Genomic DNA, 24,763 nt, shown 5'->3' with positions numbered 1-24,763 from the left:
GCATTGCGGTCTTCTTTGAGTTGATGCTGCTATTTAAAAAGAACAAAACTCGATCAGACAAAATTCTGGTTGTTTGGATGTTCCTTATTTCGGTGCACATGTTTTTGTTTTTTATGAACTACACCAAGGAAGACCTGAATTATCCATTTTTACTTGGATTTGGGTTACCACTTCCTCTAATTCATGGAGTAATGTTGTACTTATACGTTGCTTCTTCCACCAGGCAACTCCCAAAAAAAAGAAATTTTCTGGCGCTACATTTTGTACCAATAACTGCTGCTTACATTTATCTGATTCCTTATTTTTTACGCCCGGCGCAGGAGAAGATCTTCATCTATGAAAACAATGGAGTAGGGTACGAGATCTTTATGAAGCTTCTATTTTTAGCCTATGCGATTACTGGAATAGGTTACCAGGTATGGTCGATTATTTTATTGGAACGCCATAAAAAGAATATCCTAAATCAATTCTCTGATATTGAAAAACGAGATCTCACATGGCTTCGTATTCTTTTATGGGGAATGGCTGTTATTTGGTTTGTCGTTATTCTGGATGTGGATGATTACTATGATTTTCTTACCGTTACTTTTTTTGTATTTGTGATGGGATTTTTTGGAATCAGACAAGTTGCGGTATATCCACAACAACATGGCACTGAGCAAAAACTAAAGGGTAAATATTTAAAATCAGGCCTGAAAAAAGATGCGTCGGAGGAGTTGTATCGTAAGCTGACCCATTATATGGATGAAGAAAAACCATATACAAAAAACGATTTGCTTATAAACGAGCTCGCATCAGAGTTTACCGTACATCCCAATTACTTATCGCAAGTGATAAATGAAAAAGAAGGAAAGAATTTTTATGAGTTTGTAAATCACTATCGCGTAGAAGAATTCAAACGACTTATTGCTATTCCCAAAAACCAACAATTAACGCTACTTTCACTTGCTTTTGAATGTGGCTTTAACTCAAAGTCATCTTTTAACCGGTATTTTAAGAAAAGTACAGGTCAAACACCATCTCAATATTTCTCACTGATTACCAGCAAGTAACAAGCTTTGCAGAGTATCAGCCTTCAGGCTGACACCACAAGAGGGTACCAGCTTCTAAGCTGAAGCGATGCGCCTTGTTTCTCGCTTTATGTTTGTAACGAATTTTAAACAATTAAAAAGAACAAACATGAAAACGATGAAACAAATTTTTAAGTTATCAATTTTTATCTGGGCAATCCTTCTAGTTTTTGGTTGCAGTAAAGATGATTTTTATGAAATGGATGAACCCGGGCTGTTGGTCCCGCGAACTGTGGATGAGGATCCATCCTTACCATCTATTACAGTAAATAGTACAATGCTTCATGCTGAAGCTTTTGGGAATCCTGAAGATCCGATGATTGTGGTTATCCACGGTGGCCCGGGAGGAGATTACCGCTCATTACTTTGCTGCCGCGATTTGGTTGACGATGGTTATTACGTAGTTTTCTACGACCAACGCGGAGCGGGTTTATCACAGCGGCATAACGCTGACGACTTCACAGTACAAATGTATTTCGATGATTTGGAAGCAGTTATTGAATATTATCGTTACGATGAAAATCAAAAGGTAAATCTGCTAACCCATTCATGGGGTTCAATGCTTGCTGCCGGTTATGTAAACGAATATCCGGATGCTATTGATGGATTGATTTTGGCTGAGCCAGGAGGTTTAACTTTCGACCAGATGGAGGAATATTTATCACGGTCGCTGGAAGTTGAGCTTTTCAATGAAGCAACAAACGATGCCATTTTCCCAGACCACGTTTTTGCAGGTAGGAGCGAACATGAGATACTGGACTACAAGCAAAGTTTTTGGATTTCATTCGAAACGGCCGAAGGAAACACCATTGGTAATCCCGGTCCTTATCCACACTGGAGAAGCGGCGCCGTTGCACACAGTGCCTCACATGATTATGTGTCTGAACATGGATTCGATTTCAAAAATAATCTTGGAAACTATAACACAAAGGTACTTTTTATGTACAGCGAATGGAACGAAGCTTATGGTGAAGATTGGGCCGAAGAAGTAGCTGCTCCTTTCCCAAACAAAGAGATAGAAATTGTTCTGGGTACAGGCCACGAAATGTTTTACTTCGGCTGGGACGACATGTATCCAAAGGTTTTAAGCTATTTGAATGAAATACAATAGGCAAAATGAAAACCAAAGAAATTTTAAACAATCAGAAAACAATAAATAGAACACAAATGAAAACAATAAATAAAATAATCATATCCTTAGTTTTTTTACTCACTTTAAAAGCAGGCATTGTAAACGCCCAGGATATTAATTGGAACGAAGTTGAAAATGGGAAAAAGCATTTTGTTACTCTGAGTCTGGGAGAAGATAACTGCTCATATTATGGTTTAACCTACGGATATAATATTGGAAATACAAAATTGCCATTGATTGTTGATGCAGAATTCAGTGTTCCGTTTGGTGAAGACGTATTCGATGATTGGAACTCCAGAATAGGACTTCAGACGAAGATATGGAGCCACAATAATTTATGGTGGTCGGCTAAAGCTTCGGTTATTACCAGAAAATTTGAATCGGAAGTTGCCAGCCTTTTGAATTTTGGATCTAGCTTGTCAACTTTATTTGGTTATCAGAAATCCAAATGGGGAATAGCTGCAGAATTTACTTACGATCGTTCGGAGATTACCAAAATTAAGAATGGCATTACCAAAGACTACTATCCCGAGATAACAGACGGATGGTATAACACTGCAGGCGGGAATTTTAAGCTCGGATTACAAGCCAATGCTAGCATAAAATCGACAAATCTGTATTTGCGTTTCGGAAAAACATACGGACAAGATTTTGAAGATAATCCTACTGTACCTTTTTATGCCAAAGTTGGAATAAGTAAATCGTTTTGATGAAAAGATGAACAAGAAAATAGAAAAGATATTTTTTCTTATATTGGTAATTATAAGTATTCTTCTTTTAATTGCCGAACTGTTATTGCTGATTAATCAGCAATAACAGTTGTTTTAATTTAAATCGACTATATAATAAGCAATAACAGAAGTTTCCGATTATGCAGAGACTAATGGCCATTATTACCGCAAGACATCTCGCATTGGCGGAAATATATTTCAAATCACAATGATTCATATGCAAGGCGTCAATGTAGCTGTTGGTGATTGGGTAAATCAAGGAGATATTGTTGGTAAGAGTGGCAGATTTGGGAATGCATATAATGTTCCTAATCCTCTTGTTCTCATTTAAATGAAAAAGAAATATCATGATGGAAAAATTAATGGTTTTATTTTTATTCAGTGCTGCCCTATTGTCCTGTAAAAGTAACATTCAAAATGATCGTAAAAATCCTCATTACGAAATCTTCCTAATTGTGGATCCGGTTGAAAAACATATTGAAGTTAAAGGAAAGTTGATAATACCACCCGGCACTATTTCAAGTGACGGGACTACTTTTTATTTGGATAGTTCCTTGTTTATTGAAACTATCTCTTGCCAGGATGTTCAATTTAAGAAGGATACAAGCGCAATTAAAATGGGTTACATGCCTAGTGCAGTTAACCTAGCCCCTGTGAAACCAATAAGAATTGAGAACAATACTATCGCATTAAGTTTCTCGTACAAAGGAAAACTCTCCGAGTTGCCAAAATATTTTGGCAATATTATTTCTGAAGATTGGACAGAGTTAGGTCTTTATTATCCATGGTTTCCATACAGTTCAGATATTAGTTTATATACCTATAAAGTTACTGTTCAAATAGATAAACGTTACAATGTATTTGGGATGGGGAAAACTACTTTCAATGGTACGAACTATATAATCGAGAATCAGCATCCTACAAATGATATTGTAGTTTGTGCTTCAAAGGACGTGCTATTATCTCATAGCACTCAAGGTGATTTTACTTCATCTATTTATCATCACAATGTCCCAGATTCTGTATTGCCAAAATTACATCATGATTTCAACCTGATTTACGCTAAACTTTCAAATTTGTATGGTGAAGCAAAAAATGAAATAACCGTGATAATTTCCAAAAGAGAAACTGGTGGTGGTTATGCAAGGATTGGCGGTATATTTTTAGGGGGATTTCACCCCGGAGATTATTTTGATAAAGAGGAACGATATTATAGATATTTCGCCCATGAGATCGCCCATTTATGGTGGTTTAAAGCTGATGTAAACTCTTGGGAAGATTGGTTAAATGAAGGTATTGCAGAATATTCAGCACTTGCTATTATACGCGATTTATTTGGAGAAGAATCTTTCCACACCAGGTTAAGCAAAAAGAAAGAATCATGCAAGAACTCTGATCCTTTATGGGAATTCGACAGAATGAGCAAGAATGCGTATTCTTTGCTCTACAATAAAGCACCTTTATTGCTATTCAGCTTAGAAGAAAAAATTGGAAAGAGTAGATTCAATGAGTTTTTAAATAGGTTTTTATCGGATGATATCCATTCTACAAAAAATTTTCTTAACATCCTTGAAGAGCATGAAGGTCAGGAAATTACAGATTGGTTCATAAATGAATTAAAAACGAAATAGTATTGAATACAGATATGAATATAGTCGAACTGAACGAAAAAAATAGGAATATTTGGGAGCTCAATTCCGAAGAATAGAACAAGGTTATGGGAGCAAATGGGAACTTCTGGTATTAAGAATGCATGTGCCGGTCTTAACTGACCCCTCCAAAAGCTGTTCAAAAACCTTCCATTCTTGCATTGAAAATAATAAATATTTGTAACGTATTCATTCGTGTTTCTTGTTTTCTATTTTGAGGTGGCACTGGATTGTTTGAAGGGGTTGGTTACTGAGGAGGTAATGCACCAACAGGAAATTGAATAGAAGTCTGTAGCAGAAAAGGAAGTGATGGAGTCTTCCCTGAAGTGGACTGATTCCAAGGTGTCGCTGGTTGAACTGATCTATGGGTTTTACTATCTGGAGTCCACTGACAATGGAGAAGCTGATTTAAAGGAGATAGCAAATGCTTTCGAAGGTTTTCAATATTAAGTTGGGTGATATCTTCCATGTATTCCTGGACATCCGTAACCGTAAAAATGAGCGTACCAAGTACCTGGACAAGCTCAGTAAGATCCTTTTGAAAAAAATGGATGAGTTGGATGAAATGTAAAGAAGTGAAAAAATTACTTCTTTTTTAATTTGCGGCTTTCTGAGCTTTTAAATTGTAACAGGTCAGTAGGATAGGGATGTTTGCTGTAAGGTTTTAATGCGTTTCTTAATTCAAAATGAGCCTTTCCCAAGTTGGGTGCGCCTTGGGAAAAAAATGCGCAGATCATCGCAATTTGTGAGCGGAAATAAATGTCTAACTAAAAATTGTAATGTTTGCCTGCAGAAATTTTAACTACCGATGATTTAAGGCTTTTCAAAATTGAAATATTAGATGAATTCAAAAAGCTATTAAAGGAACATTACGGGCAACCCAGTAAAAGGTGGCTATGGTCGAGTGAGATTCGCGAACTGTTGGGGGTATCATCAAGGACTCTACAGAACATGCGGACCAATGGTACACTCCCTTATACAAAGGTTGGGGGAGTGATGTTCTATTATTCCGGTTGATTATCCTCCGGAATAAGGCTCATATTCCAAATCGTAAACACTCAAAAATCAATTTAATCCAAATTGCAAAAGGAATCGGAATAAATGGACGATGATAATCGAAGCGGGGGAGGCGCATTAATAGTCAAGTGTTTTTACCGCTGTTTTTGCAATGAATTTTCCTTTCGAAGTATGAGAAAGGTGTATTCATGCAAAAGTATAATCGTTTTCAAAAACTCTTGACTATTCATCCGCTGCGTTTATGCCGAAGTCTTTTGCAACCGCAGGCTTATTGGATTGAATTGAATACTTTTGTTTGTGATTTGGAATCACCTTTAAATTGAATGGAGTTCATTTTCGCAAGCTTTCATCAGGAGAATATGCAGGTTCAGGATAGATAACATTTCCTTTGTCCTTAAGCGCTTTTTTAATATTCAATTCGTATGTTTCCACAGCTTTTCGAATGTCATTTATAAATTCTTTGTCTCGCTTGATATGAAATACTGTTTCCATATTTCTCAAACCTTTTGAATCAATTCCTTGAAGGGAATTAATATATCTATATTTCAGATCGTTGTCAGCCAGTCTTGAGTTTTGGATCATCAGACCGCCAATGCTAATAAATTGCAATACTAAAATCATAATAGAACCTATCTTCAAGGTTTTAGAAGAATCGACAGTAATCAGCTTTTTCTTCTTTTTGGGAAAACATTTTAAACTTTCGATACTTGTTTCTAACTGTTTAATGCTATTTGTAATGTCAGATTTAGTTCGCTGAATTTCTGAGTTAGTCGTATCAAATTTTCTTTGAAACGAGGTTTCTATGATCCGTTGGATTTGATTCAAAAATGTATGGGCCGAAACAAACTTCTGCCGTTGCTCTTGTTTTGGAGTATCTTCTTTGGGCTTTTGATCAGTATTGTAGTTTCCCATCTCTTTTTCAATTGTTGACAGCCTCTTTTTGATTTCCTCAAACATGGCTGCTATTAAACTATTGTTACTCATATTCAATTATTTAATTACCTGCTTAATCCTCGATCCCTGTTCTTTCGCTTTTTCCTCAGATTTACAGAAGAACTATGGTTTTCTCTGTCAATATGCCTGTATTTATATGCCGATAATGATAGATCTACCAATGGATTCATTTCATGTCCACAACTATATTTTGTATTGATGCTGGATTCACGCGAAATATTTTGCTGTATTTGCCTGTTTATTTTGGAGAAACTAAATTGCCGGTCAACTTTAGATCCATTGAATTTGAAGTTGTTTTTTACGAATATTATTCCCTGAACCTCGTCTGTGCGCCCTTTATATTTAAAAGAAGTTTCTATTCCTTGTTCTTTCAAGGCTTGAATCAAGGCATTCCATGACTTGCAATTAGGAACAACCTCTTTTAGTGTATTGTATATTTCATATTTGGTTTTATCCGGCTCTCGCAGACGGTGTTCTTTTACATTCTCTTTTCCTTTCGCGAAATAGAGTCCGAAATCAAAAGTCAGGTCTTTACAGATCTTTTCGCTGCGAAAGCGATCATTTTTATCTGAAATGGTTTTGCCTTGATTGTTTACTCTGTTAAAGACCAGGTGAACGTGTGGATGTTCCTTGTCATAGTGGCGAACGATTATATATTGGGTGTCTTTAATATCCATTCTCTCCATATATTCGTGAGCAATTTTCACCATTTTAGGATTACTAAGGTTATCCTTGTCCTGAGCAGAAAAATCAAGAGAAATATGACCAACCGTTTTGGTCACTCTGGTATTCAGGTTTGTCTGTTGTATAAAACTCTGAATAATAGCTTTTGAGTTTTTGGTTCTAACTCCATCTGTCGAAAGAATTTCGGCTGCCTTCTTTTTGTCAAGTACATATTCCACCGCTCCCTTAAAACCTTTTCCTTTGATAATTTTTGCGATCATTTAATTTGGTCAATGATTTTGTCAATCTCACCGACTAAATACAGATACTCTGTTCTGGCATTTTTGTATCCTCCCGCATTAGCCTTCTTCGCTATTTGATTTAGATTGTTAGCCATTCCGCAAAGCTTTCTGATTTGATTGTTCAGCTCAGGTGTCAACCTCTGAATTATTGTGCATGAAGCAATAGACTGTCGGATAATCTCACTCATTGATGTTTTGGCTTCTGAAGCTTTACCTTTTAGCGTATAATATTCTTCAGTTGACATCTTCAAACTGACGATATAAGTTTTCTTTTCGGAGACAATTTTTATGGGTCTACCACCTTTTTTATAACTGTTCATTTTCTTCTACTTAGACCAGCGGGATGCAGAAGCAAGGGTTTTGGTAATACCAAAACATAAACTTGCTTCGCATAAAACTGACAGGGTATTAGCTTTTGAGGCCTTATAATTTCAGTTGTTTTCGTTGAGAAAAATTCAACGTGATTTCCTCCTTCAGACTATCGTCCGGCACTAGTTCAAACTTTTTAATCAGCAATTTTAAAGCTGGATTTTGCTTTATCATTTGCTCTGTACTGTACTTGGTCTCCGGCGTTAGTTTTTCGATTAAATAGTCTGCAATATCGTAACCGGCTGGTAACTTTTCAGTTTTACTTAAGCCTTCCAGAAACTCAGAAATTCGAATATCGATGCCATATCTTTTCATAAGTTTGGCTTTTCTGTGCCATGTTTTGAAAGCACCCAGGTCAGGAAATAAAACCACTTTTCGATCTGATAGGATTTTAAAATTACTGGTATTCAGACTTCCATATTTTCCACCGGAAGCGATCCAACGGTAATCTTTAAAAAAATGGGCAGCAATTACAGCACTTTTCTCACTTTCTACTATTCCAATTGGTTTCGAAGTATCTTCATTAAGCAGGTGTTCGCCGAAAAAACACTGCTTGAGTTTAAAATCTTCGTGCTTATTTCGGAAATGTACCCAGGAGATGTGATTGAACGGATGTTTTATGCGTTTCCCTGTTTTTGGGGAGTATTGCATAATTTTACCTGTGCGAATATTTCCATTGGAATCAACTTGCCAAAATATTGTTGCTCCATCCCATATTTTAGAAGTTCCAAGTTTGTACTTCGCAAATAGTTCCAGAGTTGCAGTTTCTCCAATTTGTGAACAAAGAAACTGAAACAGATTATTATACTTATAGGACCTCTGGCTTTCGTATAATAGTTCCTTATCTATAAAACTTATTGATTGAATGGTTTCAGGAGTACTGTTGGAAGGGAAGGAGGTTTCACGTGTTTTAGGTAGTATGTAATTGTTGTTCTGAAAATATTGACTGGGCGTATAATGATAGCCGCATTTTTCTTCACGGTTACACCTTCCCACATTTTTGGGAAAGGTAATCTGCTTTTCTGTATCAATATATCTTACAAATACATTCTTCTTATTACAAGCAGGGCATGTATGTCTTGTTGAAGAACCATGATATGGTTCAAGTTTAAATCTAAAAGTATTCATCTTAGCTGGTGTTTATCGTTTTTTTGAAAATGGAATGGAATAATCCTCTGATAGAACTTCAGGCGTCATTATTGCAGGAATATGCGAATGGATACCGGCTGAACTATTTTTTCTGCCTGTATTTATCCACTCCAATAATTCATCCTCATAGAAATAGAGCTTCTTGCCACTTTTGTAGTAGGGAATGCTTCCTTTTCGGACAAGGGTATAAACTGTCGATTTGGCTTTCATAAGAATTTTACAAGCCTCATTGATCTCGATTGGCCTTTTCGGAATATCCGGCCTTTGGATTTCTTCGATCAGATTTTTTAACTGCGTTACTTCAAGAATTAGAAAGCCTACAGCTTCCGGTAACTTTTCGAATGTAATTTCATCTTTACACATGGCAACTGTTTATAATTGTTTGTGTACAAATGAAAAAGGTGTTTTACTGGTGCCTGTTAATCACCAAAAAAACACCTTAGAAACACCGGGAATTTATAATGTTTTAGTCGTCGAGTTTGTACTTAATTGGAATATAGCAGTTGGCATCAGGAATTCTAAGTTTTTTCTTGATTGTCTTGATTTGACTCACTTCCTGAAGGGTAGGGGCAAACACCATTTTAAGAAAATGGGAGATGGATAGTTGGTCTGTTATTCGAAAATGGTTCCAAATATTCCACCCATAATGATAGATGTCGTTAGCTTTTAATTGCTTGTCAACTTTTATTGGTTGTATCGATTTTAATTCTTCACCATTTGAATACATTTCTACAAATGTACACAGTCTTAAAAGTTCAGGATCTGATGCGTACGGAGCAAAAACTTCTTGGGAATATTGGAGAGCTTGTTTTAATAATTTTTGCTTTTTTTGATCTGATGTTTCCTGAAATGTTTCGCGTATTTCATTAGTCGGGACGTTGTTGGGAATATATTTCAAACCTGTTTTTATCTCATTTTTAGCAGATTCTTTTCTCTCAAATACTTTAGAAGAAATTATCCTGGGTAGCAAAAAATAATCGATCAGGCTATTAATACTGATATACACAGCCACTGAAAATACAACGACAATTAAGAAAACGATATTCGCAGTAAACAAATCAAGCTTTGTTAATAAGCAAAAATACCTTGTTAATGTTGCCAAAACCAAAATGGCACAGCAAACAAGAAGAATAAGAATAATATTTTCCGGTTTCTTAATCGTCATAGAAACTATTTTAAACTAATCTTGTTGGCAGACTCCCGTTTCTTTTCATTAACTAAATCGGCATAAATCTGAGTAGTTGAAACGTTTTTATGAGTTAGCATTTTAGAAACGGTGTAAATATCTGTTCCAAGAGCTATCTGTAAGGTGGCAAAAGTATGTCGGAAACAGTGAAATGTAATCTTCTTCTTTATTCCGGCCGAGGCAACCCAATTCTTCAACGGTTGAAAAGTCATGCTTCTCTCCAGATCTTTAAAAACTCTTCCATTACTGCGTTTACCGCATAATTGCAGAGCTTCATTGCTTAGAGGCAATGTTGTTTCCGTATCGGTTTTTTCTGTTTTTAACCGCATACAAAACTCACCTTCGGATGCAGGAATAATATTATCCCACCTTAAGTTTAAAATATCGCTGATCCGTAATCCGGTCAAACACGAGAATAATGAAGCGGACTTCAAAACAGATATGTCGCAAGGAGTTGCTGCAAGCGTTTTGAGTTCTTCCAATGTCAGGTATTCAATTTTGGTATCGACGGTTTCAATGCTTTCCAGAAAGTCGTTTATATTCTCAAATATTAATTTGTCCCGATAAGCCAGTTTTAACAAAGCTCTATATGTAGAGAAATAGGAGGCTGCAGAGTTTTGAGAAATGGGAAATTTTGTGTGTTTTAGCTGTTTTGCACTTAGTAGATATGACCTGAATTTCCTACTTAAATCAACCGTTATATCCTCAAATAAGCATCTGCCATTCACAAATTTCTCAAAATGAGCATATACCATCATCCACTTCTGATCTTTCTTTAGGGCAATTTTGTAAAAGTAATCTAAAAAGTCTGCTTTAAGTTTATGCTTGTCCAGAAATCCAAATTGATCATTTATTAGCGATTGTACCCTGATTGCTCGAATACCTTCAGCTTTGTTCAGTACTTCGTGGTTATATTCCTTCTCAAGCTCCGTCCTTGGCTTTTTGTAAACGTATATGCCGAGAAACTCTCTGCGTGTCAGTTTCATCGTATATGGATTCCTTATAGCAGGATAATAATCCAAATAAAGCGATAATCTTCCCTTTGAAATCGCACGTTTTCTTAAAGTAACTTTTACACAAGCCATAATTATTCAGTGTTTGTTGGTGAAAAAATTCTGTCTAATTCATCTTTTGCAATCTTTATGTATTTTCCTTCTTTGACCTTATCGATATTATTTCGCTTTATTAGGCCATACAGACCGTCCCGGCTAATGTTGAATTTTTGCATTGCCTCCTGGACAGTATAATAGGGGATTTCAGAAGGTGCCTTTTCCCCTTTGGCAATTAGAATGTGTCGTCTTGAATAAAGTGCCGTTCTACCTTTTTTGGTTTTGGGAATATCATGTCTGGAAACAAAAGTATAGACAGCAGAACTTGTCATCGAAAATTCCGAACATATATCTGGGACTGTAATCCAATCAGTAATATCTTCATGATTAATTCTTCCCTTTCGTTTAAAATAGTTATCAAAGTCTTTTTTGCTATAATAGGTTTTGCCCTTCTTGACTATTTTAACAATATTATTATCCCGAATAATCTTGTATGCCCATGTCGTTCCGATATTGTAGAATTCTTCAATTTCTGAAATAGAATAAAAAGTCGTGGATACTTCTCTGGCACCAGCTTGATTAGGAATTATCCTATTCTTTCCTTTCTCAAACATTTCATCAATGTCTTTTCGTTTTATCAAGGTTAATCGTGATGAAATTCGAGAGGCTGGAAGTTGCCCAGATTGAATTAGATTATAAATACTTTGTTTACACAATCCTAAAAGATCAGCCACCTCATTTACTTTCAGGAAATCTTTTGTATTAAGTTTTTCCAGATATGGAGTGTTTATAGATAGTAGATTGTCAGCTTTTTGTTTCCTAATCTTTTCTTCACGTTTTTGAGCTTTGTATGCTTGACTATTACAACTGTGTGAACAATATTTTGTAGTTGTTTTCTGCGCAATAAATTCTTTATTACACCAAATACATGTTTTTATAATTTCCAAATTTTTCTTAGTCATTTCGCTTATTTAAACTTATATTATTAAACTATAGTATATATTAGTCCAAATATTACATTATATTGCATAGATTATATTTCTAAATTACGTAAAATTCAGAATAAATACAAATGAGGTACAAAAATGAGCGAAACATTAAGGAATTATGGCTAAAAGCTGAAATTCTCTCTAAGTGTACTGAAAAACAATACTTTGACTGATAGGTGCTTATGTGTTTTGGTGATTAGGAATATCTGAATTTATTTTCCGATACAAAAATTCTTAAAAATATGTCCCAAAACCTCTTCAGTTCCAACTTCTCCGGTGATCTCAGCCAGGTAATGTAAACATTCGCGAATATCCTGCGCAAGAAAATCGCCTGTAATTTGCATATCGAGACCATTTAGTACACGAAAAATGGCTTCATGCGCATTTTTTAAGATTTCGTAATGACGGGCGTTGGTAACAATTACATCCTGTTGCTCAGCTTCTTCCAGATTTATGGAATGACTCATATAATCAATCAGCTCTTCCAGATTTTCCTTTTGTTTGGCAGCAATAAATACCGCTTTTTCATTATCGGTAAGTTCCATTACTTCTATCTGCTGAATGGTATCGCGCAAACCGGAATCAATTTTATTGGCAACAATAATCAATGTTTGATGCGGGGCAATTCGCTCACGAATATGCTGAATACGACTTTCAACAAGCGGGTAGGGGTTATTGGTGTCAACTACCAACAAAACCACCGTTGCCTGTTCTAATTTGCTGTAACTTCGCTCTATACCAAGGGTTTCAATCTGGTCTTCTGTTTCCCGAATGCCGGCTGTATCAAAAAAGCGGAAAGCCGTTCCGCGAATATTTACCACATCTTCAATTACATCGCGTGTAGTTCCGTGAATATCGGAAACAATAGCACGGTCTTCATTCAACAAAGCATTTAAAAGCGTTGATTTCCCAACATTGGTTTCGCCAACAATGGCCACCGGAATTCCATTTTTAATGGCATTTCCCAACTGAAACGAATCTTTAAGTTTGCGTAATAAAGCCTCAATTTCTTCTGTAAGTTTTCGCAATGCAGTACGGTCGGCGAATTCCACGTCTTCTTCACTAAAATCAAGTTCAAGCTCTACCATGGCCGTAAAATGTAACAACTGATCGCGTAATGAGCCAATCTCTTTTGAAAAACCACCACGCATTTGATTCATGGCCAGTTTATGTGCTGCCGCATTCGACGATGCAATTACATCGGCTACAGCCTCGGCCTGCGAAAGGTCCATTTTTCCGTTTAAAAAGGCACGTTGTGTAAACTCGCCGGGCAATGCCAGGCGCGCTCCGTTTTCAACCAGTACATTTAAAATACGCTGCTGAATATATACCGAACCATGGCACGAAATCTCAATAATATCCTCGCCGGTAAACGAATGAGGCGCACGAAACAACGCTACAACCACTTCGTCGATCGTTTCGTTGGCTGAAACGATTTTCCCAAAATGAAGGGTGTTTGCGGCCTGATCGGCAAGTGATTTGCCTGTTTTCGGACTTTCGTAAACCTTGTCGCATATTGCAATAGCATCACTACCTGAAAGACGAATAACGGCAATCGCACCAACTCCGGGCGATGTTGATATGGCACATATTGTTGATTGATCGAGCATATTCATTATTTCTTCAATTTCTTGAAATATATTAAAGGTAGTTCTTTATATTTTAGTTTTTTGTGTTCAACCCAAACTGTAATTAGTCGTTCAGAGAGAAAACCATATATCCGCTCCTGATAACCTTTGTATTTTTCATTCGAAACCCTGTTCTCAAATTTAAATAATGTATCAAACAGCCATTCCATCAGCTCTTCAAAATCAACTCTTCTCAATACAAACATGTTATTGGCAAATAATCGGTTCTGATTTAAAACCTTATTAAAAGCCGGTATAAACTCAGGAGATTTTTCCTTTAAAATATTTTCAAGTAATACTAAATCATCGGCACTATGATATTTAGAATAATGCTGCTTTATAGTTTGGCGTAATTTGCGTCTTACCGGAAGGATGGCATCATATTCCTCTAAAATCTTTAGTGCATCATTTTCGTTTAATAGTTGCTTTCTCCAATAGTTGATATTAGCGGTGTAGATTAATCCATAACGTTTCTTCCATAAATTTGACGGAAAATAAAGTAAACGTTTTATTCGATAGGCTAACGGCTCTTTGGCAGTGGTAAAGTACCTGCGATAATGACAACTTCCAACAATCTTGGTTTGTGTATTTTTCCAAACCCAGTAAAGGCCCGTCAGCTCACTATAGTTATTATTTTTAGCAGAAATATGATCGCCGCTATCATCGCCACAAAATCCTTCAACTTCATTTCTGTTATTTTTTCCGGCCCAAACAGTAATATACGAGTCGTTGAGAAAGTCAACTTTTATGGGTTTATAAAAGAATGAATATATCCTAAATTCTTTTTGTGGGTTCATGTCCTAATTTAGAAAAGCACAAAGCTAATCTTTGAATTGTAATAAACCAAACGTGCCCTTTTTTTCTTATTTTCATGTCTGCTATTATTTGATAAGTTCAATTCGGGATATATGAATACATTATTAAAAGAATCAGCAAAGCTGATAAAAGAATCAAATTTTACATTCGCGTTTACCGGTGCAGGAATTTCGGTTGAGAGTGGAATTCCGCCGTTTCGCGGAGAGCACGGACTTTGGAACAAATACAATCCACAGGTACTTGATTTGGGCTACTTTCTGAATAATTCAGCACACTGCTGGACTTATATACGTGAGATATTTTACGATTTTTTTGCTGATGCCAAACCAAACGATGCACACAGGATACTGGCACAAATGGAAAGAAATAAGCTGTTGAATGCTGTTGTTACTCAGAATATTGATAATCTGCATTACGAAGCAGGAAGTGAGACAGTTTATGAGTTTCATGGAAATTCGAAAAAGCTAAAGTGTTTAAAGTGCGGCCAGGTTTATGATGCCAGAGATATTGATTTTGAAAATATTCCGCCCAAATGTGTAAATGATAAAGATGTGCTAAAACCCGACTTTATTTTCTTTGGCGAAGGAATACCTCACGATGCTTATGCCGATTCGTTCGCTGCGGCCGAAAAAGCTGAAGTCTGCATTATTGTTGGATCAACAGGCGAAGTAACGCCGGCATCGTACGTCCCTCGTACTGCCAAACAAGCCGGGGCAACAATTATTGAGATTAATCCGGAGGAAACCATTTTTACCTCGGCAATTACCGATATTCATTTAAAAGGAAAAGCCACCGACGTTTTAAATCAGTTGGGTGAGTTGCTATTTTGAACTTTTCAACCAAATGTTTGAACTTTATTGTAGCGTGGCATATACTTCCACCTGAAAGCAATTAATCTACGTATCATTTTCGGTATAACTTGAAGAAAATTTATATTTGCGCTACGAAAACAAATAGGGTAACTTTGGTTTTAGCCGAGGGTTTCTTGATCAGGCTAAAATGTTACCATTTTAATTAAAATTATAAACGAATGAAATTACTTGAAGGAAAAACAGCGATTATTACCGGCGCTTCTCGCGGTATTGGTAAAGCAATTGCTGTAAAGTATGCACAGGAAGGGTGCGATGTTGCCTTTACCGATCTTTTTGAAGATGACAATATGAAAGCCACGGAAGAGGAATTAAAAACTTATGGCGTAAAAGCCAAAGGTTACGCTTCTGATGCAAGTAATTTTGAAGATACCGACCGGGTTGTAAACGAAATTGTTAAAGAATTTGGCCGTATCGATGTATTGGTAAATAACGCAGGTATAACAAAAGATACGTTGTTAATGCGAATGACTGAAGACCAGTGGGATGCAGTAATTAACGTTAACCTGAAATCAGTGTTTAACTTTACAAAAGCAGCTCAGCGTACGATGCTAAAACAACGTTCAGGTTCAATCATTAACCTTAGTTCAGTTGTTGGGGTTAGCGGAAATGCCGGTCAGTCGAACTACTCGGCATCCAAAGCTGGTATTATTGGTTTCACCAAGTCGATAGCACGCGAACTAGGTTCTCGTGGTGTTCGCTCAAATGCCATCGCTCCTGGTTTTATTATTACTGAAATGACCGGTAAAATTCCGGAAGATGCACGTAAAGCATGGGAAGCCTCAATTCCGTTAAAAAGAGGTGGAACACCGGAAGAAGTTGCAGGTGTTGCTACTTTCCTTGCATCCGATCTTTCATCGTATGTTAGCGGACAGGTTATTACTGTTTGTGGTGCAATGAACACATAAAAAACGTTATAAAATAATGAAAAGCTGTCTGAAAGGGCAGCTTTTTTTGTTTCTTTGTGTTTGATGAAACACAGAGCCTTGTTTGTAGGACTCACTACAATTGATATTCAGTATTTTATAGATGATATTCCGATTGCCAATACTAAAATTAAAACTGGTAATCCGGATATTTTAGTTGGTGGCCCTGCAACCAATGCAGCCGTTGCGTTTGCGTATTTGAATAAAACAGCAACGCTGGCCAGTCCTTGCGGGCTGAATGCTTTTTCCTCGTTTATTGATCAGGATCTGAACAGTGTTGGAGTAGATCATTTTGATTTGGCATACGGCCAGGAATTTGAAACTATTTTAGCCACCGTGTTAACTTCAAAAAATGGTGACCGAACCATCGTTACGCATAATCCAACAGAAGTTAAGAGTACGATTTTGCCCCAAAAACTAATAGACCTGGTTGAACCACAGATTCTTCTTATAGATGGTTTTTATCCTGAGTTTAGTTTGGAATGTGTGCGAATTTGTAAAGAACAGGGAATACCCGTAGTTGCTGATTGTGGTAGCTGGAAGCCCCAGTTTGCACATCTTTTAAACTATGTTGACATCGCCATATGTTCAGCCGATTTTATGCCTCCAAAATGTGAAACCAGCGAAGACCTTTTTAATTATATGACAGATAAAAACATATCTTCGGTGGCTATTTCAAACGGCGAATCTGAAATTGAATTTTTATCAAAAGAAAAGAAGGGGAGAGTTACTGTACCTAAAGTTGAGGTTAAAGATACGCTTGGTGCAGGAGATTTTTTACATGGTGCTTTTTGTTACTATTTTCTTGAAATCACTGATTTCGAAAGCGCTATACAAAAAGCAGCCGCATTGGCTTCGTTTACCTGTGGTTTTAAGGGTACACGGAAATGGTTAAATTTTGATCATAATGCCTGACATCTGAAAAATAATCCGTAAATTGTTTTATTCGGGAACAATAAAAGAATAATGTTAAATAAATCAATTGCATATCGGTTGAGTGTTTATATCTCCCTTGCAGTGATAGGGGTATTTATTGCTTTTATTGGTATATTTTTTATCTTCAATCAATCACTTATAAAAGAAAGTGTAAAAAATAAGGCAATGTCGCAAAGTAATCATGTAACCAGCCAGGTGCAGCGTTACATTGTTACCACATCTGAGGTTGCCGGAAATATTGCCGATCAGGTTATTTTTTATGGTCAGCAAGATCATGCCGATTTGTTTATTCAAAGCCTGGTTATCAAGTATCCCTTTATTAATGCCATTTATGTGAAGATTGATTCAACTGTTACCCAATTGCCGTATTGGAGTTATTTTACATACAGGGATCGTGATTCTATAACGGTGCAACGTGGAAGTCGTAATATTTCGTCGTGTGCGAATGAGCAGGTACAATTTGAGAAACTGATTAAAAAGAAAGATGAAGGCTGGTCGGAGCCCTATTTGTGCGAACGAAACAATATTGTTGTTGCAGCTTACTGTTCACCAATTATGGTTGAAACTCCTTCGGGGCAGAAAAAGAGGGTTGGAGAAGTAATCTGCGAGTTGTCGTTAAATGAATTGAACAAGCAGGTGAATAGCTTGAAAATTGGAAAAGAAGGATTTGCTTTTCTAATGTCGAACGACGGTGTTTATATTACACATCCCGTAAACGATTGGATTCTTAACCGCAGCATTTATGACGTTCATGAAAAAGTTCTTCGCGAAGATATTACAGCAACAACCAAACAGGTACTTGCCGAAACCAAACCGGGAACTTTAATTGCTTATCCCGAATTATTTAACTTCGAAAAAGCCCTTGTCTATTATGTTCCTATTCAGCAAAATGGTTGGGTTTTGGTTTCTGTTTTACCCTACAAGGAACTGTTTGAACCTTTATATTTACCAGTGCTGCAGATGTTGTTTTTCTCCGTTTTGGGAATTCTCATCATTTATTTAACCGTAACTTACATTATAAACCAACAAATAAAACCACTGAGTTTGGTTACCAAACAATTAAAAAGTTTTAGTAATCTAACCGGACCGTACAAGGATATTCCTGAAAATGAAATCATTCAGGTTGCCGAGAGTTTGAATTACATGAAATCGTGGTACGAAAAATACCTGCAAACACAATCCGACGAGCAAAAGAAAAAACAACGGCGACAGGAAGATATGAATCAGGCTTCCGAAATACAGCAAAGTTTTATTAAGACAATATATCCTGCGTTTCCGGATCGTACTGACATTGATCTGTATTCATCTTACCAACCGGCAAAAGGAGTAAGTGGCGACTTGTTTGATTACTTCTTTATTGATGATGAACACCTGATTTTAACCATGGGCGATGTTTCGGGGAAAGGAGTTCCTGCTGCATTTTTTATGAGTGTTGCGCAAACAACGATTAAAACAAATGCTTTGGTGCCGAAAGCAAATATAATTGTTGAAAAAGTAAATAAAGAATTGTGTACAAGCAACTATCATCAGTTCTTTTTAACACTGTTTTTGGGCGTTCTGAATGTAAAAACGGGCATTTTAGAATACTGCAATGCCGCTCACACTCCCGGATATGTTTTAACCAAAAACGGGAAAGTAAAAGAATTGGCACAGTCGCATGGATTGCCATTAGGGCTTTATTCCGACAAATCTTATGGTTCAGCTAAAATTCAACTGAACCGCGATGATACGCTTGTTTTGTATACTGATGGAGTTACCGAAATGCTAAACGAAAACAACGAGCAGTACAGTAACCATCAACTTGTTGATAACCTGATATCACTGACTGGAAAAAGCCCAAAGGAAATTGTTGAACGTTTAGAAAAGAGTTTCAAAATGTACATGGGGCATGCTCAACAAGCCGATGATATTACCATGCTGGTCTTTAACTACAAAGCATAAAAAAAAGGAGGTAAAAACCTCCTTTTTCATTTAAAGTATTTTGATGCTTACTCTTTCAACGCTTTTTTATTCGATAAAATACGCATCTGAAGCTTTTCATTTTTCTTATCAAAACCTACAGAAATAGTATCTCCTTCGGATATTGATGCCTTAATTATAATTTCGGCCATTTCATCTTCCAGGTATTTCTGGATAGCACGTTTTAATGGTCGGGCACCAAACTGAGGATCATACCCTTTCTCAGCAATAAAATCTTTTGCGGCCGGAGAAATCTTAAGTTTGTAATTCAATGATTCAACACGTTTGTACAATCCATCAATTTCAATATCGATAATGCTGTGAATGTGTTTTTTCTCCAGCTGGTTGAACATTACAACATCATCAATACGGTTCAGAAACTCCGGAGCAAATGCCTTTTTCAGTGCTTTTTGAATGATGTATTTGGTATGCTCGTTTTCCTCTTCCGGTGTTTTTGCCGTGGCAAAACCAACGCCACGTCCGAAATCTTTTAACTGACGCGATCCAATGTTTGAAGTCATTATAATGATCGTATTTTTGAAATCAATATTACGTCCCAAACTATCGGTTAAACGTCCTTCGTCCATCAACTGAAGCAAAATATTAAATACATCAGGATGTGCTTTTTCAATTTCATCGAGCAAAACAACCGAGTAAGGTTTTCGTCTCACTTTTTCAGTCAGCTGTCCACCTTCTTCGTAACCCACATATCCCGGAGGCGCTCCAACCAATCGCGACACCGCAAATTTTTCCATGTATTCACTCATGTCAATACGTATCAGCGAATCAAGGTTATCGAACAAATAAGTGGTTAAAACTTTTGCCAACTGGGTTTTTCCAACACCTGTAGGGCCAAGGAAAATAAATGTTCCGATCGGGCGGTTTGGATCTTTTAACCCTGCGCGGTTACGCTGAATGGCCTTAACAATTTTCGCAATTGCTTCGTCCTGACCGATAACTTTGCCTTTCAGGTCGTTGCCCATATTCATCAGGCGTTTGCCTTCAGCCTGAGCGATACGCTGTACAGGAATTCCCGACATCATTGCAACCACTTCAGCTACTTTGTGCTCATCAACCGTTTCACGATGATTCAGCAAGTCTTTTTCCCACTGTTCTTTTGCATCTTCCAAAAGCGTAAGCAGGTTTTTTTCTTTATCGCGATAATTCGCTGCCAGCTCAAAATTCTGACTTTTTACTGCAGCAATCTTATCCTCTTTGGTTTTTTCTATCTTTTCTTCCAGCTTAACAATGTTATCCGGAACATTGATGTTTGAAATATGTACACGCGAACCGGCTTCGTCAAGCGCATCAATCGCTTTGTCCGGTAAATAACGATCAGTAATATAGCGTGCGGTTAATTTTACACAACTTTCAATCGCCGCCGGCGTAAAGGTTACGTTGTGGTGATCTTCGTAACGTTCTTTAATGTTATTCAGAATTTCAATGGTTTCATCAACCGAAGTAGGGTCAACCATTACTTTTTGAAAACGACGTTCCAAAGCACCGTCTTTTTCAATTTGCTGACGGTATTCATCAAGTGTTGTAGCTCCAATACATTGAATATCGCCACGTGCCAAAGCAGGTTTTAGCATGTTGGCAGCATCCAGCGATCCGGTTGCTCCACCGGCACCAACAATAGTGTGAATCTCGTCGATAAACAAAATAACATTGTTTACTTTCGACAGCTCATTCAAAATCGCTTTCATACGTTCCTCGAACTGTCCGCGGTATTTTGTACCCGCCACAATAGAGGCAATATCAAGACTTACAACACGTTTGTCGAATAATATTCTGGATACTTTTTTACCTACAATACGAAGGGCTAATCCTTCGGCAATGGCCGATTTCCCAACACCCGGTTCTCCAATCAAAATTGGGTTGTTCTTTTTGCGTCGGCTCAGGATTTGTGCCAGTCGCTCAATCTCTTTCTCGCGACCTACAATCGGGTCAAGGCTGTTTTCTTCTGCCAGTTTGGTAATGTCAATACCGAAGTTATCGAGTACCGGAGTATCTGATTTTGCGCCGGCGGCCTTTTTCGAACTTTGTCCGCCCGACGGGCCTTTCCCAAAACCTTCGCCCGGCTCATCGTCGTCGCTTTCAGGGAAATCCGATTTTGCTTCAGGTTGCAGGTAATCTTGTAATTGCGACTTAACCATGTAATAATTAATGCCCAATTCAACAAGCATCTGGGTTATCAAACTGTCGTTGTCTTTTAATATCGCTAACAAGAGGTGGCCACTGTTGGCCGTTGCACTTTTAAACGATCGTGCTTCCAAATAAATCAACTTCAAGGTCTTTTCGGTTGATTTAAGCATAATCAAATCAGCTTTCTGATTAATATCTTTATCTGTGCGTACTTTGCTTTCGATTAGTTGTTTTACTTCAACCAGGTCAACACCCAGGTTTTCAAGAATATCAGTAGCAGTACCTTCGCCTTCTCTCAAAATTCCTAAAAAAAGATGCTCCTGGCCTATATAATCATTCCCCAAACGAATTGCCTCCTCCCGGCTATATCCGATAATGTCTTTAATTCTTGGTGAAAATTGTGAATCCATATATAGTCTCCTTTTTATCTCTGGTTTAACAAATACTATTCCTAAAAGGTTGAAAGACTAAATTAAATAAAATTTGAAGCAGGGATGTATCGAAATGGCAGAAGTTATCAAATGTAACCTAAACATCATGCATAATTGTCAGTTGATATGTTAATATCTTCTTGTCAAAAGTATGTAAAACACTACTAGATATACGTGTTACACGAATGATTTTACTATTTTTGTGGGTCTTAAACAGTGATAATTTATTTTGAAAGGAGATATAATGACAGAAGGTGAAAAGATTATCAGAATAAACATTGAGGAGCAGATGAAATCTGCCTATATTGATTATTCAATGTCGGTAATTGTTTCGCGTGCATTACCCGATGTACGCGATGGTTTTAAACCGGTACACCGCCGGGTATTATTTGGTATGCACGAGCTTGGAATACTTTCCAATCGCCCGTATAAAAAGTCGGCCAGGATCGTAGGTGAGGTACTTGGTAAGTATCACCCGCATGGCGACTCATCAGTTTATTTTACCATGGTACGTATGGCGCAACATTGGTCGTTGCGTTACCCGATGGTAGATGGCCAGGGGAACTTTGGTTCCGTTGATGGTGACAGCCCGGCAGCAATGCGTTATACCGAGGCTCGCATGTCGAAGATTTCGGAAGAAACTTTGGCCGACCTGGACAAAAATACTGTTGATTTCCAACCGAACTTCGATGAATCGTTGGGAGAACCTACTGTATTGCCAACAAAAATACCGCAGCTGCTTGTAAACGGAGCATCGGGTATTGCCGTTGGTATGGCCACTAATATGGCTCCACACAACCTTAGTGATGTGATTGATGCTACCATTGCGTACGTCAACAATAATGACATCGAGATGGAAGAGTTGATCGATATCGTTAAGGCTCCCGATTTTCCAACCGGTGGTATAATTTATGGTTATCAGGGAGTTAAGGATGCATATGAAACCGGAAGGGGACGTATTGTTATAAGAGGTAAAGCTCATATTGAAAATGAAGGCGGACGCGAGAAAATCGTTGTAACCGAAATTCCATACATGGTTAACCGTGCAGAAATGATTCAGAAAACTGCAGATTTGGTTAACGAAAAGAAAATTGAAGGAATTTCGAACGTTAACGATGAGTCAGACCGTGAAGGTATGCGTGTTGTATACGATTTAAAACGCGATGCAATGAGCAACGTAGTTTTGAATAAACTATACAAATATACGCAGCTGCAAACTTCGTTTAGTGTTAACAGTATTGCACTGGTACATGGCCGTCCAAAAATTCTAAATCTGAAAGACCTGATCAAACACTTTGTTGATCATCGTCACGAAGTGGTAACACGCCGTACGCAATACGAACTGGAGCAAGCCGAAAAACGTGCTCATATTCTGGAAGGACTTATTATTGCCAGCGATAATATAGACGAAGTAATTGCGATTATTCGCGGATCTTCAACTCCTGAAGAAGCACGAAACAAATTGATCGAACGATTTGAATTAAGTGATGTACAGTCGCGTGCGATAGTAGAAATGCGTTTACGTCAGTTAACCGGTCTTGAGCAAGACAAACTTCGTAAAGAATACGACGAAATTATGGCACAGATTGAACATTATAAAGCCATTCTTGCCGACGTTAACTTGCGCATGGAAATCATTAAAGAAGAGTTGGAGGAAGTTAAAGCCAAATACGGTGACGAGCGTCGTACTGAGATTGTTCCTAACGCCGAAGAATTCAACCCTGAAGATTTTTATGCCGATGAAGAAATGGTTATTACTATTTCGCATTTAGGTTATATAAAACGTACGCCACTTACCGAGTTCAGAACTCAGGGCAGGGGAGGAATAGGTTCGAAAGGAAGCACGACTCGCGATGAAGACTTCCTGGAGCATATTATTATTGCCTCAATGCACAACACCCTTTTATTATTTACCGAAAAAGGAAAGTGTTTCTGGCTAAAAGTTTATGAAATTCCTGAAGGAACAAGGGCTTCAAAAGGTCGTGCAATTCAAAATATGTTGAATATTGAGTCTGACGATCAGGTGTTGGCATTTATTAAAGTAAAAACACTGGCCGATCAGGAATTCATCAATAACAACTACATTATTCTTGCTACCAAAAAAGGTATTATTAAGAAAACAACTTTAGAAGCTTATTCGCGTCCACGCCAAAATGGAGTTAATGCAATTACCATTAAAGAAGGCGACCAGTTACTGGAAGCTCGTTTAACTAATGGTAAAAGCGAGGTAATGCTTGCAGTGCGTTCCGGAAAGGCAATTCGTTTCAACGAAAGTATCGTTCGTGCAATTGGTAGAACTGCGTCCGGAGTACGCGGAATTACACTTGGTCACGAAAATGATGAAGTAATTGGTATGGTTTGTGTAATGGATGAGAATGAAGATATCCTGGTAGTTGCCGAAAAAGGATATGGAAAACGTTCTAAAATTGAGGATTACCGTATTACCAACCGCGGTGGAAAAGGTGTAAAAACACTGAACATAACTGAGAAAACCGGTGAATTGGTAGCGATTAAAAGTGTTTCTGACGATAATGATCTGATGATTATTACTCAGAAAGGAATTACGATTCGTTTAGCGGTTAACACCATTTCAGTACTTGGAAGAGCAACACAGGGAGTACGCGTTATCAACTTACGGGAAGACGACAGAATTGCCTCGGTTGCCCGAATTGCTGTTGAAGAAGAAGCTTCTGAAGATGTAACAGACGAGAATACTGAAGGTATTGATACTGAAGAAAATAACTTAGAACAAGAATAAATTATTGAATATTCTTGCTGGAATTTTGATAAAAT

General features: G+C 37.4%; 21 protein-coding genes and 1 pseudogene. 11 read left to right on the top strand and 11 right to left on the bottom strand.

Features of this window, described 5'->3' with window-relative positions:
- Window positions 1–113: 113 nt before the first annotated feature.
- The 6 genes and pseudogenes from LH29_RS19430 to LH29_RS25175 all read left to right on the top strand — a co-directional run bounded on the left by LH29_RS19430 (window position 114) and on the right by LH29_RS25175 (window position 5,599).
- Window positions 114–1,052 carry a helix-turn-helix domain-containing protein gene (locus LH29_RS19430; RefSeq protein ID WP_198152517.1) on the top strand — a complete coding sequence of 313 codons (939 nt, stop codon included), beginning with the start codon at window positions 114–116 and terminating at the stop codon, window positions 1,050–1,052.
- Between the two features lie 136 nt (window positions 1,053–1,188).
- Entirely contained in the window at window positions 1,189–2,181 is a 993-nt protein-coding gene (locus LH29_RS19425) for an alpha/beta hydrolase (protein WP_052671131.1), read from the top strand.
- Window positions 2,182–2,237: 56 nt separating this feature from the next.
- Window positions 2,238–2,912 (top strand): hypothetical protein, encoded by a 675-nt coding sequence (locus LH29_RS19420; RefSeq protein ID WP_157493767.1) that lies wholly within the window; start codon window positions 2,238–2,240, stop codon window positions 2,910–2,912.
- 368 nt (window positions 2,913–3,280) lie between these two features.
- Window positions 3,281–4,564 carry a M1 family aminopeptidase gene (locus LH29_RS19415; RefSeq protein WP_045032937.1) on the top strand — a complete coding sequence of 428 codons (1,284 nt, stop codon included), beginning with the start codon at window positions 3,281–3,283 and terminating at the stop codon, window positions 4,562–4,564.
- A 327-nt stretch (window positions 4,565–4,891) separates the two neighbouring features.
- Window positions 4,892–5,153: pseudogene (locus LH29_RS25180) on the top strand (RteC domain-containing protein).
- A 212-nt stretch (window positions 5,154–5,365) separates the two neighbouring features.
- Window positions 5,366–5,599 (top strand): helix-turn-helix domain-containing protein, encoded by a 234-nt coding sequence (locus tag LH29_RS25175; RefSeq protein WP_045032935.1) that lies wholly within the window; start codon window positions 5,366–5,368, stop codon window positions 5,597–5,599.
- 330 nt (window positions 5,600–5,929) lie between these two features.
- On the opposite strand, the gene LH29_RS24085 is transcribed toward LH29_RS25175, so the two are convergent.
- From LH29_RS24085 to LH29_RS19360, 10 genes are all read right to left on the bottom strand, one after another.
- Entirely contained in the window at window positions 5,930–6,583 is a 654-nt protein-coding gene (locus LH29_RS24085; protein ID WP_052671104.1) for a hypothetical protein, read from the bottom strand.
- A gap of 14 nt (window positions 6,584–6,597) precedes the next feature.
- Window positions 6,598–7,497, bottom strand: a complete 900-nt coding sequence (locus LH29_RS19400) for a relaxase/mobilization nuclease domain-containing protein (protein WP_052671103.1) — start codon at window positions 7,495–7,497, stop codon at window positions 6,598–6,600.
- Window positions 7,494–7,838: a MobC family plasmid mobilization relaxosome protein gene (locus LH29_RS19395; RefSeq protein WP_045032934.1), complete on the bottom strand. Its 345-nt coding sequence runs from the start codon at window positions 7,836–7,838 to the stop codon at window positions 7,494–7,496. The genes LH29_RS19400 and LH29_RS19395 overlap by 4 nt, the downstream gene beginning before the upstream one ends.
- Before the next feature lie 103 nt (window positions 7,839–7,941).
- Window positions 7,942–9,015, bottom strand: a complete 1,074-nt coding sequence (locus tag LH29_RS19390) for a DUF6371 domain-containing protein (RefSeq protein WP_052671102.1) — start codon at window positions 9,013–9,015, stop codon at window positions 7,942–7,944.
- Between the two features lie 12 nt (window positions 9,016–9,027).
- Window positions 9,028–9,399, bottom strand: a complete 372-nt coding sequence (locus tag LH29_RS19385) for a helix-turn-helix domain-containing protein (RefSeq protein WP_045032933.1) — start codon at window positions 9,397–9,399, stop codon at window positions 9,028–9,030.
- A gap of 103 nt (window positions 9,400–9,502) precedes the next feature.
- The gene (locus LH29_RS24080; RefSeq protein WP_052671101.1) at window positions 9,503–10,201 is read right to left on the bottom strand and encodes a hypothetical protein; all 699 of its coding nucleotides are present in this window, start codon (window positions 10,199–10,201) and stop codon (window positions 9,503–9,505) included.
- 5 nt (window positions 10,202–10,206) lie between these two features.
- Window positions 10,207–11,307 carry a site-specific integrase gene (locus tag LH29_RS19375; RefSeq protein WP_082063853.1) on the bottom strand — a complete coding sequence of 367 codons (1,101 nt, stop codon included), beginning with the start codon at window positions 11,305–11,307 and terminating at the stop codon, window positions 10,207–10,209.
- 2 nt (window positions 11,308–11,309) lie between these two features.
- The gene (locus LH29_RS19370) at window positions 11,310–12,233 is read right to left on the bottom strand and encodes a helix-turn-helix domain-containing protein (RefSeq protein WP_045032930.1); all 924 of its coding nucleotides are present in this window, start codon (window positions 12,231–12,233) and stop codon (window positions 11,310–11,312) included.
- 239 nt (window positions 12,234–12,472) lie between these two features.
- Window positions 12,473–13,876, bottom strand: a complete 1,404-nt coding sequence (mnmE, locus tag LH29_RS19365; RefSeq protein WP_232302866.1) for a tRNA uridine-5-carboxymethylaminomethyl(34) synthesis GTPase MnmE — start codon at window positions 13,874–13,876, stop codon at window positions 12,473–12,475.
- Window positions 13,876–14,685 carry a DUF4422 domain-containing protein gene (locus LH29_RS19360; protein ID WP_045032929.1) on the bottom strand — a complete coding sequence of 270 codons (810 nt, stop codon included), beginning with the start codon at window positions 14,683–14,685 and terminating at the stop codon, window positions 13,876–13,878. Before LH29_RS19360 ends, mnmE begins: the two co-directional genes overlap by 1 nt.
- A 111-nt stretch (window positions 14,686–14,796) precedes the next feature.
- On the opposite strand from LH29_RS19360, the gene LH29_RS19355 reads away from it, so the two are divergent.
- The 4 genes from LH29_RS19355 (at window position 14,797) to LH29_RS19340 (ending at window position 19,376) form a co-directional block, all read left to right on the top strand.
- Window positions 14,797–15,534, top strand: coding sequence for an SIR2 family NAD-dependent protein deacylase (locus tag LH29_RS19355; RefSeq protein ID WP_045032928.1), 738 nt, complete (start codon window positions 14,797–14,799; stop codon window positions 15,532–15,534).
- A gap of 200 nt (window positions 15,535–15,734) precedes the next feature.
- Window positions 15,735–16,481 (top strand): 3-oxoacyl-[acyl-carrier-protein] reductase, encoded by a 747-nt coding sequence (fabG, locus tag LH29_RS19350; RefSeq protein WP_045032927.1) that lies wholly within the window; start codon window positions 15,735–15,737, stop codon window positions 16,479–16,481.
- A 63-nt stretch (window positions 16,482–16,544) separates the two neighbouring features.
- A complete protein-coding gene (locus LH29_RS19345; RefSeq protein WP_045032925.1) occupies window positions 16,545–17,414 on the top strand; it encodes a PfkB family carbohydrate kinase in 870 nt (289 codons plus the stop codon).
- 51 nt (window positions 17,415–17,465) lie between these two features.
- The gene (locus tag LH29_RS19340; RefSeq protein WP_045032923.1) at window positions 17,466–19,376 is read left to right on the top strand and encodes a SpoIIE family protein phosphatase; all 1,911 of its coding nucleotides are present in this window, start codon (window positions 17,466–17,468) and stop codon (window positions 19,374–19,376) included.
- 47 nt (window positions 19,377–19,423) lie between these two features.
- Here LH29_RS19340 and LH29_RS19335 read toward each other — a convergent pair whose 3' ends face one another.
- A complete protein-coding gene (locus tag LH29_RS19335; RefSeq protein ID WP_045032922.1) occupies window positions 19,424–21,949 on the bottom strand; it encodes an ATP-dependent Clp protease ATP-binding subunit in 2,526 nt (841 codons plus the stop codon).
- Between the two features lie 265 nt (window positions 21,950–22,214).
- Here LH29_RS19335 and gyrA point away from each other — a divergent pair, with 265 nt between their 5' ends.
- Window positions 22,215–24,728: a DNA gyrase subunit A gene (gene gyrA, locus LH29_RS19330; protein WP_045032921.1), complete on the top strand. Its 2,514-nt coding sequence runs from the start codon at window positions 22,215–22,217 to the stop codon at window positions 24,726–24,728.
- The last annotated feature ends 35 nt before the right edge of the window (window positions 24,729–24,763 follow it).

The organism is Draconibacterium sediminis (genome assembly GCF_000949475.1).
GTDB lineage: Bacteria > Bacteroidota > Bacteroidia > Bacteroidales > Prolixibacteraceae > Draconibacterium > Draconibacterium sediminis.
This window is presented reverse-complemented; position numbering and strand designations above follow the sequence as displayed.